The sequence below is a fragment of the Modestobacter versicolor genome (genome assembly GCF_014195485.1).
Lineage (GTDB): Bacteria > Actinomycetota > Actinomycetes > Mycobacteriales > Geodermatophilaceae > Modestobacter > Modestobacter versicolor.
Map to the genome: position 1 here is coordinate 805,225 of NZ_JACIBU010000001.1, position 15,224 is coordinate 820,448.

Genomic DNA, 15,224 nt, shown 5'->3' on the forward strand with positions numbered 1-15,224 from the left:
CGGGCTCACCTGCTGGGCCCCCGCCCCGACCAGCTCCAGGCGTAGCGGCCGTCGTCGACCGCCGTCCCGCCCTCGCCGAGGGACAGCGGCCGGAAGGTGTCGACCATGACGGCGAGCTCGTCGAACCGCTCGGCCCCCAGCGACGCCTCGATGGCGGCGGGCTGCGGCCCGTGGCTGTGCCCGCCCGGGTGCAGCGACACCGAGCCCGTGCCGATGCCGGAGCCCTTGCGTGCTTCGTAGTCGCCGGCGACGTAGAACATGACCTCGTCGGAGTCGACGTTGGAGTGGAAGTAGGGCACCGGCACGGCCAGCGGGTGGTAGTCGACCTTGCGCGGCACGAAGGCGCAGATGACGAAGCCGGTGCCCTCGAAGACCTGGTGCACCGGCGGCGGCTGGTGCACCCGGCCGGTGATCGGCTCGAAGTCGCTGACGTCGAACGCGTAGGGGTAGAGGCAGCCGTCCCAGCCCACGACGTCGAAGGGGTGCTCCGGGACGACGTGCACCGTGCCGGCCAGCCCGCCGGGGCCGGCGCCGCGGTGCTTGACGACGACCTCCACGTCGGTGCCCTCGGCCAGCAGCGGCTCGGTCGGCGCGCGCAGGTCGCGCTCGCAGTACGGCGCGTGCTCGAGGAACTGCCCGTACCGGGACAGGTACCGCTTGGGCGGGGTGACGTGCGAGTTCGCCTCGACGGCGTAGCTGCGCAGCGGCTCGGCCCCGGTGGGCAGCCAGCGGTGGGTGGTCGCCCGCGGGATCACCACGAAGTCGCCCGGGCCGACGTCCAGCGCGCCGAAGACGGTCTCCACGGTGGCGGTGCCGCGCTCGACGAACACGCACTCGTCGCCGGTGGCGTTGCGGTAGTACGGGCTGGGCAGGCTGCTCACCGCGTAGGAGATCCGCACGTCGGCGTTGCCCAGCACCAGCCGGCGGCCGGTCACCGGGTCCGTCGCCTCGTGCTCGTCGCCGGGGAACAGCTCGGGCAGCCGCAGGTGCCGGGGGAGCAGCGGGGTGTTGGGCGTCAGCGCCTGGTCGGGCAGCTCCCACGGCCGGGCGTCGACCAGCGAGGACGGGATGCCGCGGTGGTAGAGCAGCGCGGAGTCGGCGGTGAAGCCCTCCTCGCCCATCAGCTCCTCGGCGTACAGCCCGCCGTCCGGACGCCGGTGCTGGGTGTGCCGCTTGGGCGGGACGTCCCCCACCCGCCGGTAGTACGCCATGGTCTCCACCCTTCGGGCCGTTGCTCGTTCAGAAGTTGCCGCGGAGCTCCTGCTCGCGCTCGATCGCCTCGAACAGCGCCTTGAAGTTGCCGATCCCGAAGCCCAGCGACCCGTGCCGCTCGATCAGCTCGAAGAAGACGGTCGGCCGGTCGCCGAGGGGCTTGGTGAAGATCTGCAGCAGGTACCCGTCCTCGTCCCGGTCGACGAGGACCCCGCGGCGCTGCAGCTCCTCGATCGGCACCCGCACCTCGCCGATCCGGGCCCGCAGCGCGGGGTCGGAGTAGTAGGAGTCCGGGGTGGCGAGGAAGACGACCCCCTCGGCCCGCAGCGCGTCGACCGCGCCGAGGATGTCGTTGGTGGCCAGCGCGACGTGCTGGGCGCCCGGGCCGCCGTAGAACTCCAGGTACTCGTCGATCTGCGACTTCTTCTTGCCCACCGCCGGCTCGTTGAGCGGGAACTTGACCCGGTGGTTGCCGTTGGACACCACCTTGCTCATCAGCGCGGAGTAGTCGGTGGCGATGTCCGCGCCGACGAACTCGGCCATGTTCGTGAAGCCCATGACCCGGTTGTAGAACTCGACCCAGCGGTCCATGGCGCCGAGCTCGACGTTGCCCACCACGTGGTCGATCGCCTGGAACAGCCGCCGCGGGGCGCCGGGTCGCTTGACGAAGGTCGAGCTGCGGGCGACGAACCCGGGCAGGTACGGGCCGTCGTAGCGCGAGCGGTCGACCAGGGTGTGCCGGGTGTCGCCGTAGGTGGTGATCGCCGCCAGCCGCACCGTGCCGTGCTCGTCGGTGAGGTCGTGCGGTTCGGTGAGCACGGTGGCCCCGCTCGCCCGGGCGTGCGCGATGCAGGTGTCCACGTCGGGCACGCCCAGCGCGATGTCGGCGATGCCGTCGCCGTGCCGGCGGTGGTGGTCGGCGAGCGGGCTGGCCGGGTCGTAGGCCCCGGTGACCACGAACCGGGCCGCGCCGCTGGTGAGCACGTAGGCGTGGGAGTCGCGGTTGCCGGTCTCCGGCCCGGAGTAGGCGACCAGCTCCATGCCGTAGGCCGACTGGAAGTAGTGCGCGGTCTGGGTGGCGTTGCCGACGACCCAGACCAGCGCGTCCCAGCCGCTGACCGGGAACGGGTCGCGAGAGGCGTCGTGGTCGACGAGCCCGACCAGCTGCTGCAGCTGCTCGAGGCTCAGCTCGGCCAGCTTCTCCTCGTCGGTGAGGGTCTGCTCGAGGGTCACGGCTGCTCCTCGCGGGCTCCGGGGGCGGGGGAGCAGAGCGCACCGCACCCCCTGCGCACTGCGCAATCAGCCGGGTGGCGGCTGGGCACCCGGTACATCCCGCCTGCCCGGACGGCGCCGCTACTGTGCGCATCGACCAGTTGTGACCGCGATCACCCGAGGAGCCCCGCGATGGCCCGGCTGGACACCCTGGACCTGGCGCTGCTCCGGGCGCTGACCGAGCACCCCAAGGCCGGCGCGCTGGAGCTGTCCCGGCGGCTCGGGGTGGCCCGCGGCACGGTGCAGGCGCGGCTGCAGCGGCTGGAGGAGTCCGGCGTCGTCACCGGCTACGGCCCGGACGTCGACCTCCCGGCGGCCGGCTTCGGCGTCCAGGCGTTCGTCACCCTGGAGATCGCCCAGGGCGCGCTGGACGACGTCACCGCCGACCTGACCGCGATGCCCGGCGTGCTCGAGGCCCACGCGACGACCGGCTCCGGCGACGTGCTGTGCCGGGTGGCCGCGCGCTCGCACGGCGAGCTGCAGCAGACCCTGCTCCAGCTGGGCCGCTCGGGTTCCGTCGTGCGGTCGACCAGCGTGGTCGCGCTGTCGGAGCTGGTGCCGCGCCGGGTGCTGCCGCTGCTGGCCGCCGTCGAGGACGCACCGCCGGCCCGGGCGCCCGGGCACCGCGCCGTCGGCACCCCGGGACCGCGGCCGCCCGGCTGAACCGCCCCGGACGGGGCACTGGCGGCCCGCCGGGCCGGGGAAGCTGGGAGGATGGTGTCCATCGGTGCCGCCACGGGGCCGAGGACGTCGAGATGTGCAGGAGTCGCAGGATGCCGCAGGGCACGGTCAAGTGGTTCAACGCCGAGAAGGGATTCGGGTTCATCGAGCCCGACGACGGCGGGCAGGACGTGTTCGCGCACTTCTCGGCGATCGCCGACGACGGGGGCTACCGCAGCCTCGACGAGGGCCAGCGGGTCGAGTACACGGCGAGCCCGGGCGACCGCGGCATGCAGGCCGACTCCATCCAGCCCCTCGGCGGCGGCGGGCGCCCGCCGGCCCGCGAGCAGCGCGGCCACCGCGACGACCCCCGCCAGGTGCGCGCCCCCCGCGCTCCCCAGCGCGGCGGCGGTGGCAGCGAGGGCACGGTGCGCTGGTTCAACGCCGAGAAGGGATTCGGATTCATCGAGCCCGACGAGGGCGGCGACGACGTGTTCGTGCACTTCTCCGCGATCGTCGACGACGGCGGGTACCGCAGCCTGGAGGAGGGCCAGCGGGTCGAGTACACCGCCAGCCCCGGCCAGCGCGGCCTGCAGGCCGACTCCGTGCAGCCCCTCGGTGGCGGCCGCGCGCCGGCCCGCGACGACCGCCGGCAGAGCGGCCCCCGCGACAGCGGCCACGACCGCGCCCCGCAGCGCGGCGGCGGTGGCAGCGAGGGCACGGTGCGCTGGTTCAACGCCGAGAAGGGCTTCGGGTTCATCGAGCCCGACGGCGGCGGCGAGGACGTGTTCGTGCACTTCTCCGCGATCGCCGACGACGGCGGCTACCGCAGCCTGGAGGAGGGCCAGCGGGTCGAGTTCTCCGCCAGCCCCGGCCAGCGCGGCCTGCAGGCCGACCACGTCCAGCCCCTCGGTGGCGGCGGCCGCCCGCCGGCCCGCGAGCCCCGCCGCGACGACCGCCGGCCGAGCGCGCCCCGCGACCGGGCACCGCGCGCCCCCCGGGGCGGCGGCGCCAGCGGGCAGGGCACCGTGCGCTTCTTCAACGCCGAGAAGGGCTTCGGCTTCATCGAGCCCGACGACGGCGGCGACGACGTGTTCGTGCACTTCTCCGCGATCGCCGACCGGGGCGGCTACCGCAGCCTGGACGAGGGCCAGCGGGTCGAGTACTCCGCCAGCCAGGGCGACCGGGGCATGCAGGCCGACTCGGTGGACCCGCTCTGAGCTGACCGTGGCCGTCGCCGTCGGGACGTCGGGCTGGAGCTACGCGCACTGGGACGGCGTGCTCTACCCGCCCGGCACCCCGCCGGCCGACCGGCTGGGGCACTACGTGCGGCGCTTCGGCACCGTCGAGCTCAACGCGAGCTTCTACCGCTGGCCGCGGACGGCGACGTTCGCGAGCTGGCGGCGCCGGCTGCCCCCGGGGTTCCAGCTGTCGGTCAAGGCCCCGCGCGGGCTGACCCACGCCAAGCGGCTGTACGCGCCGGAGGCGTGGGTCGACCGGCTGGTGGCCTGCTGGCACGAGCTGGGCGACAAGCGGGCGGTGCTGCTGGTGCAGCTGCACCCGGCGCACGAGCGGGACGACGCCCGGCTCGACTTCCTCCTCGGCCGGCTGCCCGGCTGGATGCGGGTGGCCGTGGAGTTCCGGCACCCCAGCTGGCACGACGAGGCGGTGTACCGGCTGCTCGAGCGGCACGGTGCGGCCTACGTCGTGATGAGCGGCGCCGGGCTGCCCTGCGTGCTGCGGGCGACGGCGCCGTTCGTCTACGTGCGGATGCACGGCCCCGACCCGCAGCACCTCTACGCCGGGTCGTACCCGACGGCGGACCTGCGGTGGTGGGCCGACCGGGTGCGTGAGTGGTCCGCCGGCGGCCGGGACGTGTTCGTCTACTTCAACAACGACGGGTACGGCCACGCGGTGCGCAACGCGGAGGAGCTGCGCGGCCTGCTCGGCTGACCGCCCGGGGACCTGCGGGGCTGACCGCTCAGCGGGCCGGGCCGGAGCCGAAGTCGCCGAAGGGCTCGGTCGGCGACGGCGCGACCGGCGTCTCCCGGAGCTCCCGGCCGCCGGCGCCCAGGGTGCGCACCGAACGGGCGCCCCCGGGCAGGGTGAGCACGGCGCTGCCGTCGACGAGCGCGAGCGTCTCCAGCACCCGGCCGCGGCCGTCGAGCACCTCGCCGGTGACCGCGTCCGGTGGTGCGGTGACCACCAGCCAGCGGCCGTCGTCGGTCTGGCCGAGGCCGGGCAGCGCCACGTCGCAGACCCGCGCCACGGTCAGCGTGCCGACCTCCGTCGTACCGGGTGGGGTCTGGGTGCCGCAGGAGACGCCGCTGCTGCCGACCCCGGCCCAGGTGGTCACCACCAGCGCACCACCCGGGCTGCGGGCCACGACCACGGCGACCGTGCCGGTGCCGCGGGTGAGCGGCAGCCCGGCCGACCAGAGCAGCTCCGGCTGCAGCGCCGCGGGCTCCACCCCGAGCGGCACCGCGACGTCGGTGAGCGCCGACTCGACCACCCGCGGGTCGGGTCGGCCCGGTCCCGGCCGCACCGAGGACAGCGCGGGCAGCGGCGCCGCGGCGGCCGCGTCCTGGTCCGGCCAGTCGACGGCGGAGCGGTAGACCTCGCGGCCCTCGCGGGTGACCCGGACCGACAGGGCCGGCCCCAGCGCGGTCGTCCGGGCGGGCACGACCGCCAGGCCGTCCGCGGTGCCGACCGGCGCGTAGGTGCGCCCGACCGTGCCGCGCGGACCGGTCATCAGCCGGTCGGAGACCGCGATCACGTCGCCGGGGGCGGCGACCGCGACGAGGGTCGCGTCGCCCGGCCCGCCGAGCAGCAGGGCGAGCGGGCGGCCCCGGCCGAGCTGCCGGGGCAGGTGCGGCACCAGGTCTCCGGGGGCGGCGCCGACCGGGCCGGTCAGCCACACGCCGCGGAAGTCCTCCAGCACGGTGCCCACCACCAGCGCGACCCGCCCGTCGGGGGTGTCCGTCGCGAGCACCACCTCGCGGTCGGCGGGCGGCGGCGCCTCCTGGGCCCCCCAGTCGGCGCCGCGCAGCTCGTCGAGGAGCGCGGCGTCGCCCGCCAGCGAGCCGCGGGTCGGGCCGGTGAGCACCGGGACCGCCGGGGTGACCACGGGCGCGGAACTCGTTGCGGCGACCGACGGGGGAGCGGCGGCCGTCGGCTCGGCCGGCAGGTCGGGCGCCCAGCGGGCCAGCGGGACGGCGATGCCCACCACGCACGCCGCGGCGACGGCCCCGGCAGCCAGCCGCCGGCGGGCACCGGAGCGGCGGGCCGCCAGGTCGCCGACCGCCTCGGCGGGGTCGAGCCGCCACCGGGCGGGTGCCCCGGCGAGCCGGGCGAGCTGCCCGGCCAGCCGCTGCTCGGCGGGGAGCTCGGCAGCGGCGCGCTCGTAGGCGCTGGGTGCGAGCGCCGGGCGCAGCTGCTGCAGCCCGCGGGCCGCCTCGGCGGCGACCACCGCGACCGGGACGTGCAGCAGCTCGGCGATGCGGGGCTCGGGGAGCCGCTCGTGCCAGCGCAGCACGACCACGGTGCGGGTGCGCGGGGCCAGCTCGCGCAGCGCTGCCGCCAGGTCGGGGACGTCGGTCGGCGGGGCGGCGAGCGGGTCGGGCAGCGCCTCGATGACCTGCTCGGTGCGGGTCAGCCGGGCCCACCGCCCGGTCGCGCCGGCGACCAGGCCCTGCAGGACGGCGGTCTCCGGGTCGCGCGGCCAGCTCCGCCGGGCCTTCCCGAGCGCCCGCTGGGCCAGCTCCTCGGCGGGGCCCCGGTCGCCGGTGAGCAGGAGTGCGGTGCCCAGCAGCGCAGGCCGCCGGTCGACGACGAACGCGGCGAACCCGGCGCCGACCGCGTCGTCCACCAGCTCTCCCCTCGATCGCCCTGCCGGGTGTTCGTACCCAGCCGGCGCCCGGTTCACCGGCCCCTTGACCCTCGAGCCGTGTAACGGTGTAATCGGCCTGCCGAGCATGGGAGCCGACATGATCGTCGAGTACGTCCGGTACCGGGTCGACGAGGAGCGCTGGGCGCAGTTCCTGGCCGACTACGCACGGGCGGCCCGCGTGCTGGCCCGGGCCCCGCAGTGCGTCGACCACGAGCTCAGCCGGTGCGTCGACGAGCCGGCCTGCGCCGTCCTGCGGATCACCTGGACCTCCGCCGAGGACCACCTGCAGGGCTTCCGCGGCGGCGAGCTGTTCCCGGAGTTCCTCGCCGCGGTGCGCCCCTACGTCGGCGACATCGAGGAGATGCGGCACTACGAGCGCACCCCGGTGCGGGGCGCGGGGGGCTCGGTGCCCTCGCTGTACGACTGGGCCGGGGGTGCGCCGGTGCTCGAGCGGCTGACCCGGGTCTTCTACACGCACGTGCTCGCCGACGACCTGATCGGCCCGCTGTTCGCGCACATGGACGACGAGCACCCGCAGCACGTGGCGATGTGGCTCGGCGAGGTCTTCGGCGGCCCGGACCGCTACACCCGGGAGCGCGGTGGCTACCCGGCGATGCTCGGCCACCACCTGGGCAAGGCGATCACCGAGCCGCAGCGCCGGCGGTGGGTCTCGCTGCTGCTGGACTCGCTGGACGAGGCCGGGCTGCCCGACGACCCGGAGTTCCGGGCGGCCTTCGTCGGCTACGTCGAGTGGGGCACCCGGCTGGCGCTGACCAACTCCCAGCCCGGCGCCGCGGTGGTGCGCGACGCCCCGGTGCCGCGCTGGGGCTGGGGGGTCGCGCCGCCCTGGCTGGGCTGAGCGCTCAGCCGGCGTAGGCGGTGGCCAGCCGGGCGAAGCCCTCGTCCAGCGGCACCCGGGGCGACCAGCCCAGCGCCGCCCGGGTGCGCCGCTGGTCGAACCAGTGCGCCGTGGCCAGCTGCTCGGCGAGGAACCGGGTGAGCGGCGGGGTGTCCCGGCGCGAGGTCGCCGCCCACACGCCCTCGACCGCGGCGCCGGCGACCCAGGCCAGCGGGAAGGGCACCCGGCGGCGGGGTGCGGGGACGCCGGCCGCCCGGCACAGCCGGGCGATCACCTCGGCCACCGGGCGCGGCTCGCCGTTGGAGACGACCAGCGCCTCGCCGTGCACCGGACCGCACGCGTCGACCGCGGCGACCAGCGCGTCGGCGGCGTTGTCGACGTAGGTGGTGTCGATCAGCGCGGTGCCGGACCCGATCAGCGGCAGCCGCCCGGAGCGGGCCCGCTCGACGATCCGCCCGACCAGCTGGGTGTCACCCGGGCCCCAGACCAGGTGCGGCCGGACGACCAGGACGGCGAGGGAGGGCGAGTCCGCGGCCAGCGCGTCGAGCTCGGCGGTGGCCTTGGACCGCGAGTAGTGCCCGCGCGCCCGCTCCGGGTCGGCCGGGCCCGCGCCGACGCCGACCAGCGCCGAGCCGCCGTGCGCCACCGAGGGGGAGGAGACGTGCACCAGCCGGCCCACCCCGGCCCGCCGGCACGCCGCGACGACGGTGCGGGTGCCCGCGACGTTGGCCCGCACGTACTCCGCCCAGCGGCCGGTCACGTCGACCTTGGCGGCCAGGTGCAGCACGGCGTCCTGGCCCTCGACCGCCCGGGCGACGGTGCCGCCGTCGGCGACGTCGCCGAGCACCTCGCGGAACGGCAGCCCCGCGCTGCGGCGCTGCAGCACGGTCACCTCGTCGCCCCGCTGGGCCAGCGCGGTCGCCGTGGCCCGGCCCAGCATCCCGCTGGCGCCGGTGACGAGCACCCTCATCGGCCGGCCAGCACCCGGGCGGCCCGCCGGGCGACCTCGCGCCGGTCGATCTTCGACTGGTGCCGGACGTCGACCGGCAGCTCACCGGTGACCAGCACGGCGGCGACCTCGACCCCGGCCGCCGCGCGCACCGCGTCGGCCAGGGCGGGGTCGGCGAGCGCCGGGCGCCGGGGCCCGCCGGCCGCCGGGACGACGACCAGCACGACCACCTGGGCGCCCGCCGGGCCGACCCCGGCGACCGCCGCGGCCGACACCCCGTCCAGCGCCTCGACCCGCTGCTCGACGCCGACCGGGGTGACGACGCCGGTCGCGGTGGTGACCACGTGCGGCAACCGGCCCTCGATCCACAGCCGGCCCTCGGCGTCCAGGTGCCCGACGTCGCCGGTGCGGTGCCAGCCCGGGTCCCGCGAGGCGGCGCGCTCGGTGATCCACAGCGCGTCGTAGCGGTCCTTGACGTGCGGCCCGCGGACGCAGACCTCGCCGGTCGTGCCGGGCTCGGCGGTGAGCGCACCCCCGGCCGCGCCGTCGGCGGACAGCGGGCTGACCCGCACCTGCACCCCGGCGAGCGGCCGGCCGACGCAGACGCCGTCCCCAGCGCCCGCGGCCTCGATCTCGGTGGCGGACACGTCGGTGACCGGCAGGGCCTCGGTCATCCCGTACGGCGTGTGCGCCTCGGCGGCGGGCAGCACCTCGCGCAGCGCGCGGAGCAGCGGCAGCGGCACCGGGGCGCCGGCGGACATGAGCAGCCGGACGCGGCCCAGCGCCGCCCGCTGGTCGGCGGTCAGCCCGGCCGCGGTGGCCACCACCCGGCGCAGCGCGGCGGGGGAGGCGAAGACCACGGTGCCGCCCACCGCGGCCGCGGCGTCGGCCAGCTTCGCCGCGGTGAGCGAGCCCGGGGCGGTGACGTCGATGTCCGGCACGGCGGAGCCGATGCCCAGCGCCGGCCCGAGGATGGCGAACGGCGCGAAGGCGGCGACCAGCCGGTCCTCGGCGCCGAGCCGGTAGGTGCTGCGCACCAGGTCCAGCTGGGCCTGCGCCTGGCGGCGGGTGTAGACGACGCCCTTCGCCGGCCCGGTGGCCCCGGAGGTGAAGAGCACGGCGCAGTCGGCGTCGGCCGGGCCCTCGGGCGGCGGGGGCGCTGACCGACCGAGGTGCTCGAGCTCGTCCAGGGTGTGCGCGGCCCCGAGTGCCCGGGCGGCGCGCGCGGGCACCCCGGCCGCGATCCGGCGGCCGGGCAGCCGCATGGCCCGCGCGGCGGCCAGCCCCTGGGCGCTGCCGATGACCGCGTCGACGCCGGCGCTGCGCAGCGCCCGGCGCATGCCGCGCAGCCCCAGGCCCTTGTCGGCGACCACGATGACCGCGCCGGCCCGCCAGATCGCGTAAACGGCGGCGGTCAGGTCGGCGGAGGGCTCGACGAGCAGGCCGACCCGGTGCCCGGGCGCGACGCCGGCGGAGGCCAGCCCGGCGGCCAGGCGCTCGACCCGCTGGTGCAGCTGCGCCCAGGAGACGGTGCCGCCCGACACCTCGACCACGGCGGGGGAGTCGTCGTCGGCCCGCGCGGTGAGCGCGGCCCACGGGGAGCCGGTGAGCGGGGCGGCAGGCTCGGCCGGGACCGGCCGGTCGGCGTCGAGGTCGGTGACCCACTGGGCGATCGCGGTCGCGTACTGCGGGGCGTCCTCGGGCAGCAGGTGCGAGGCGCCCTCGAACCGGTGCAGCTGGGCGTGCGGCACCCGCTCGCGCAGGTCGGCCAGGTAGCGCTCGCCGAACACCGGGTCACGCGGGCCCCACAGCAGCAGCGCCGGGACGTCGAGGCCGCGGATGCCCTCGGCGATCGCCTCCTGCGCGGACCGGGAGGGGTGCGCGGGGGAGAACGGGATGTCGGCGACGAAGTCGCCCACGGAGCGGCGGCGGGCCGGTGAGCCGTAGGGGGCGGCGAAGGCGTCGCGGACGTCGGCGGGCAGCGGCGGCCAGGACAGCGCGGTGGTGGCCCGGACGAACACCGGGGTGCCGACGGTGACCGCGGCGCGCACGCCCGGGGCGTGGGCCAGCCGGATCAGCGCGGGCCCGAGGTCGCCCTCGGGCATGGCGACGGCGGTGTTGGCCAGCACGACGCCGCGCAGCTGCTCGCGGTGCTGCAGCGCCCAGCCGAGGGAGATGACGCCGCCCCAGTCGTGGCCGACGGTGACGACCGGGCCGGTGAGGCCCAGCGCCGCGGTGAGGTCACCGAGGTCGGCGACCCGCTGGGCCAGCGGCCGGGGGGCGGCGAGCCGCTCGGAGAAGCCCATGCCGAGCTGGTCGACGGCGACGACCCGCCAGCCGGGCGGCGCGGCGGCGAGCAGCCGGCGCCACAGGTAGGACCAGGTCGGGTTGCCGTGCACGCAGAGCAGGGTGCCGACGGGGTCGGGGACGCCGTTGTCCAGCAGGTGCCAGTCGTGCTTGGTGCCCGCGGCGTCGGCGACGGTGAGGTGCCGCGACCAGGCGGGGTCGAGCCCGGGGAGGCCGGCCGGGAGGGAGGTGGGAGCCCTCACCAGGCGATCTCGAGGCAGGAGACGTTCAGGCCCGAGCCGACGCCCATCAGCAGCACCCGGTCGCCGTCGTCCAGCGAGTCCTGCTCGCCGGCCAGGGTGAACGGGACCGACGCCGGGCCGAGGTTGCCGCGGGTCGGGAAGGTGGTGGGCACCAGTGCCTCGTCGATGCCGAACCGCTCGCACATCGCGGCGGTGTGCACCTTGGAGACCTGGTGGATGACGTAGCGGTCCATGCCCTGGGCCCAGTCGAACTCCGCGCGGGCCTCGCGCCACATGTCCTCGGACAGCTCCATGCCGGCGTCGAGCAGGCCTTTGAGGTCGGTGCGCATCATGGTGAAGTCGCCGACGCACAGCTCGTGGTGCTCGGTGGCCGCGCGGGTGACCGAGCCGACCATCCGGTGGCCCTCGGGGTGCTGGTCGGTGCGGCCGAGCACCATCGCGGCAGCGCCCGAGCCGAGCGTGAGCGTGGCGAACTCGGCGATGACGTCCTTGCTGGTGGTGCCCGGGCCGTTGAGCCGGTCGATGGTGCGCTCCTGGGCGATCTGCGGGTCCTCGCCGTTGACGATCAGGGCGTGGTCGATCATCCCGGAGTCGATCATCGCGGCGGCCAATTCCATGCCGTTGACGAAGCCGAGGCAGGCGTTGGTGACGTCGAAGTTCTGCGCGGAGCGGGGGAGGCCGAGCGCGGAGTGGACGGCGACCGCCGTCGAGGGCTCCAGGTACTTGCGGCTCACCGAGGTGTTGATCATGAGGCCGATGCCGGCCGGGTCGACGCCGCTCTCGCTGATCGCCTTGGCGCCGGCCATGGCGGCGCCGTCGACGAAGCTGACGCCCTCGGCCCACCAGCGCCGTTCGCGGATGCCGCAGAGCCGCTCGAGCAGCCCGGGGCGCAGCCCCACCCGCTGGTAGGTGTCCAGCAGGCGCTCGTCGAGGGCGTCGGAGGTGATGACCTGCGAGGCGTCGGCGGTCTGCACGGTCAGGATGCTGGTGTTGCGGAAACGGTGCGTGGCATTGCCACTCATGGGCGGGGTCCAGTCGTCGGGAGGGCCGACTCTTCCACGTGCGCCGCCCTGTTCCCCCGGGCAGTACCCGGCCCGGTTCCCGGTATGCCGCCCGCCGTCCACCTGGATGTCTGCTGCGTCACGTCGCCGGCGGGCCGTGCGCGCCCGGGCCCGGCGGGGGAGGCCGGGCCCGGACGGCAGGTCAGCGGCGGGTCAGCGGCGGGGAGCCGCCACGTCGAGGTCCTGGTCGACCTGGATGAACGCGTACTCGTTGTCGTCGGGCACCCCGGCGGTGCGGCCGTTGGAGCCGGGGAAGTTGTTGTCGTTGCCCACGACGATCGTGTGGTCGTCCAGCACGGCGAGCTGCTCGATGGTCACGAACGGGAAGGTGAAGAACGAGCCGGGGGCGCCGGCGACGCCCTCCGGGTCCGGGATCGCGAGCAGGTTGACCAGCAGCTCCTTGTCGGCGAAGCCGTCGCGGTCGGCGTCGCGGGTGTCGAGCAGGTAGACCGCCTTGAGCTGGGACGCCGGGCCCTGCGCGTTGTCCCGCTCGATCACCAGGAAGCGGTCGTCGTCCAGCGCGACCAGGTCGCCGATGGCGTCGCCGGGGCTCTCCAGCCGGAACTGGCTCTTCAGCCCGGTGTACTTCCCGGTCCTGGTGTCGAAGGAGTAGATCCGCAGCGTCTGCGGGTCGTCGCCGGCCACGGCGCCCTCGAGCATCGGGTAGAGCGTGCGGCCGTCGGGCGAGAGCGCCATGCCCTCGAAGCCCTTGCTCGAGCCGATCGTCGGCTGGCCGCCGGCCAGGTCCGGGGCGTCGGGCGAGCGCACGCCGGCCGGGGCGACCGGGGCGGACAGCACCCGGCCCTGGGCGTCGGTGTGCAGCAGCGAGGGGCCGAACTCCTCGCCGAACCAGAACGTGCCGTCGGGCATCCGCTGGAAGGACTCCGGGTCGAAGTCGGCCCCGGTCAGCCGCCGGTCGGCGCGGGTGAGCGGCTGGGTCAGCACCTTTCGCGGGTCGGACAGGCCGAACCCGCCCACCACGGTCACCTCGCTGGTGACCACGTCGACCCGCAGCCGGTTGACCCGCAGCAGGTAGTCGGCGCTGTTGGCCTTGGTGCCGTAGCCGTTGTCGGAGAGGACGAACGCCTCCCCGCCGTTCTGAACCAGCAGCCCGGAGAAGCCCTGCACCGGCTGGGCGGGGAACGGGGCGTCGACGCCGTTGGCGTCGGCCACCAGCGCCCCGGAGGGGATCTGCTCGCCGAAGGTGAGGGCGGGCAGCACCGCGTGGCCGACCAGCTCGGCCTGCTGCAGGCCGGAGCCGCGGGGCACCGGCCCGGACGGTCCGGCCAGGGCCGGGACGGCGAGGCCGCCGAGGAGGAGCCCGACCAGCGCGGATGCGCCGGCGAGCACGAGGGGGCGGGGACGACGCACGGGATGACCTCCAGAGGGGGTGCACAGCGGACGTCCAGGACGCTGCACCGGCGGGGGGGACGGCGGACGACCCGCGCGTGCACGGCCCGCGACGCCACCGTGAACGCCGCCGTGGACGCCGGTCGGGGCGGTCTGCCGCCGACCGGCCGGTGGGGACGCCCGCGGTCGTCCCGGGACCGGCAGGTGGAGGTGCGCGTGGTCGGCTCGACCGGCTGATCGTGTTCCGCAGCCGTCCGGCCGGGTAGGCGGCGGGGGAGACCGCACCGGGACCCGGTGCGGCGCGACCCCGTGGAGGCCCCGTGTCCGAGCCCGCCGTCGACGAGACCCTCGGTGAGCTGGAGGTCGTGCACCTGTTCGGCGACGCGATGCCGACCGGGGTGAGCGTCTCGCACGCCGGCCGGGTGTTCGTCTGCTACCCGAAGTGGGGCGACGAGGTGGTGTTCACGGTCGGCGAGCTCCGCGACGGCGAGGTCGTCGCGTTCCCGAGCCAGGAGCTCAACGACAACCGCTCGGACGCCGACGCCGAACGGCTGGTCTCGGTGCAGAGCATCGTCGTCGACCCGGCCGACCGGCTGTGGCTGCTGGACACCGGCAGCCCGCTGTTCCAGCCCACCGAGCACGGCGGGCCGAAGCTGGTCTGCGTCGACCTGACCACCGACACCGTCGCGCAGACGATCCTGTTCCCGACCGACGTCGCGCTGCCGACCACGTACCTCAACGACGTGCGGTTCGACCTGCGCCGCGGCGAGGCCGGGACGGCGTACATCACCGACTCCTCCGACTCCGGGCCCAACGGCCTCATCGTGGTCGACCTGGCCACCGGGGAGAGCTGGCGGCGGCTGCACGAGCACCCGGCCACCAAGGCGGTGCTCCCGCCGGACCTGCGGATGGTGGTCGAGGGCCAGGAGTTCACCGAGCGGGCCGAGGACGGCAGCACCTCGCCGATCCGGATGGGCGCCGACGGGATCGCGATCGCCGCCGACGGCAGCCGGCTGTACTGGTGCCCGATGGCCGGGCGGCGCTGGTACTCCGTCTCGGTGGACGCGCTCACCGACCGCTCGGTCGACGACGACGCCGTCGGGGCCACCGTCGTCGACGAGGGGGACAAGGGCTGCGTCAGCGACGGCCTGGAGACCGACGACCAGGGCCGGCTGTACGTGACCGACGGCGAGCACGACGCGATCCACCGGCGGCTGCCGGACGGCACCTGGGAGACGGTCGTGCACGACCCCCGGCTGCTCTGGCCGGACACCATGTCGGTGGCCGCCGACGGGCACCTGTACGTGACGGCGAACCAGCTGTACCGGCAGGACAAGTACCGCGGCGGGCGGGACGAGCGGCGCAGGCCCTACGTGCTGTTCCGCACCCCGATCGACGCCGGACCGGTGCGGCTGCGCTGAGC

Annotated in this window: 12 protein-coding genes; 5 read left to right on the top strand and 7 right to left on the bottom strand. The window is 76.0% G+C overall.

Annotated features, from left to right (window positions below; genetic code table 11):
* Nucleotides 1-5 precede the first annotated feature (5 nt).
* Nucleotides 6-1,211: a homogentisate 1,2-dioxygenase gene (locus FHX36_RS03890; RefSeq protein WP_110550267.1), complete on the bottom strand. Its 1,206-nt coding sequence runs from the start codon at nucleotides 1,209-1,211 to the stop codon at nucleotides 6-8.
* A 28-nt stretch (nucleotides 1,212-1,239) separates the two neighbouring features.
* Complete coding sequence (gene hppD / locus FHX36_RS03895) at nucleotides 1,240-2,445, bottom strand: 4-hydroxyphenylpyruvate dioxygenase (protein ID WP_110550257.1); 1,206 nt, start codon at nucleotides 2,443-2,445, stop codon at nucleotides 1,240-1,242.
* A gap of 171 nt (nucleotides 2,446-2,616) precedes the next feature.
* Here hppD and FHX36_RS03900 point away from each other — a divergent pair, with 171 nt between their 5' ends.
* From FHX36_RS03900 to FHX36_RS03910, 3 genes are all read left to right on the top strand, one after another.
* Complete coding sequence (locus tag FHX36_RS03900; RefSeq protein ID WP_110550256.1) at nucleotides 2,617-3,147, top strand: Lrp/AsnC family transcriptional regulator; 531 nt, start codon at nucleotides 2,617-2,619, stop codon at nucleotides 3,145-3,147.
* 110 nt (nucleotides 3,148-3,257) lie between these two features.
* Nucleotides 3,258-4,364, top strand: a complete 1,107-nt coding sequence (locus FHX36_RS24115; protein WP_183513509.1) for a cold-shock protein — start codon at nucleotides 3,258-3,260, stop codon at nucleotides 4,362-4,364.
* Between the two features lie 7 nt (nucleotides 4,365-4,371).
* Nucleotides 4,372-5,097, top strand: a complete 726-nt coding sequence (locus tag FHX36_RS03910) for a DUF72 domain-containing protein (protein ID WP_110554420.1) — start codon at nucleotides 4,372-4,374, stop codon at nucleotides 5,095-5,097.
* A gap of 28 nt (nucleotides 5,098-5,125) precedes the next feature.
* Here the strand turns inward: FHX36_RS03910 and FHX36_RS03915 are convergent, their stop codons facing one another.
* A complete protein-coding gene (locus tag FHX36_RS03915; RefSeq protein WP_183513510.1) occupies nucleotides 5,126-7,012 on the bottom strand; it encodes a sigma factor-like helix-turn-helix DNA-binding protein in 1,887 nt (628 codons plus the stop codon).
* Between the two features lie 106 nt (nucleotides 7,013-7,118).
* On the opposite strand from FHX36_RS03915, the gene FHX36_RS03920 reads away from it, so the two are divergent.
* Nucleotides 7,119-7,892 (top strand): group II truncated hemoglobin, encoded by a 774-nt coding sequence (locus FHX36_RS03920; RefSeq protein WP_220036135.1) that lies wholly within the window; start codon nucleotides 7,119-7,121, stop codon nucleotides 7,890-7,892.
* A gap of 4 nt (nucleotides 7,893-7,896) precedes the next feature.
* Here FHX36_RS03920 and FHX36_RS03925 read toward each other — a convergent pair whose 3' ends face one another.
* The 4 genes from FHX36_RS03925 to FHX36_RS03940 form a co-directional block, all read right to left on the bottom strand.
* Nucleotides 7,897-8,862: an NAD-dependent epimerase/dehydratase family protein gene (locus FHX36_RS03925; RefSeq protein ID WP_183513512.1), complete on the bottom strand. Its 966-nt coding sequence runs from the start codon at nucleotides 8,860-8,862 to the stop codon at nucleotides 7,897-7,899.
* Nucleotides 8,859-11,390, bottom strand: coding sequence for an alpha/beta fold hydrolase (locus FHX36_RS03930; protein ID WP_343056566.1), 2,532 nt, complete (start codon nucleotides 11,388-11,390; stop codon nucleotides 8,859-8,861). The genes FHX36_RS03925 and FHX36_RS03930 overlap by 4 nt, the downstream gene beginning before the upstream one ends.
* Nucleotides 11,387-12,412 carry a 3-oxoacyl-ACP synthase III gene (locus FHX36_RS03935; RefSeq protein WP_110553302.1) on the bottom strand — a complete coding sequence of 342 codons (1,026 nt, stop codon included), beginning with the start codon at nucleotides 12,410-12,412 and terminating at the stop codon, nucleotides 11,387-11,389. Before FHX36_RS03935 ends, FHX36_RS03930 begins: the two co-directional genes overlap by 4 nt.
* Before the next feature lie 192 nt (nucleotides 12,413-12,604).
* Complete coding sequence (locus tag FHX36_RS03940) at nucleotides 12,605-13,822, bottom strand: esterase-like activity of phytase family protein (protein WP_220036026.1); 1,218 nt, start codon at nucleotides 13,820-13,822, stop codon at nucleotides 12,605-12,607.
* A gap of 299 nt (nucleotides 13,823-14,121) precedes the next feature.
* Here FHX36_RS03940 and FHX36_RS03945 point away from each other — a divergent pair, with 299 nt between their 5' ends.
* Nucleotides 14,122-15,222, top strand: a complete 1,101-nt coding sequence (locus FHX36_RS03945; protein ID WP_110553304.1) for an L-dopachrome tautomerase-related protein — start codon at nucleotides 14,122-14,124, stop codon at nucleotides 15,220-15,222.
* Nucleotides 15,223-15,224: the final 2 nt, after the last annotated feature.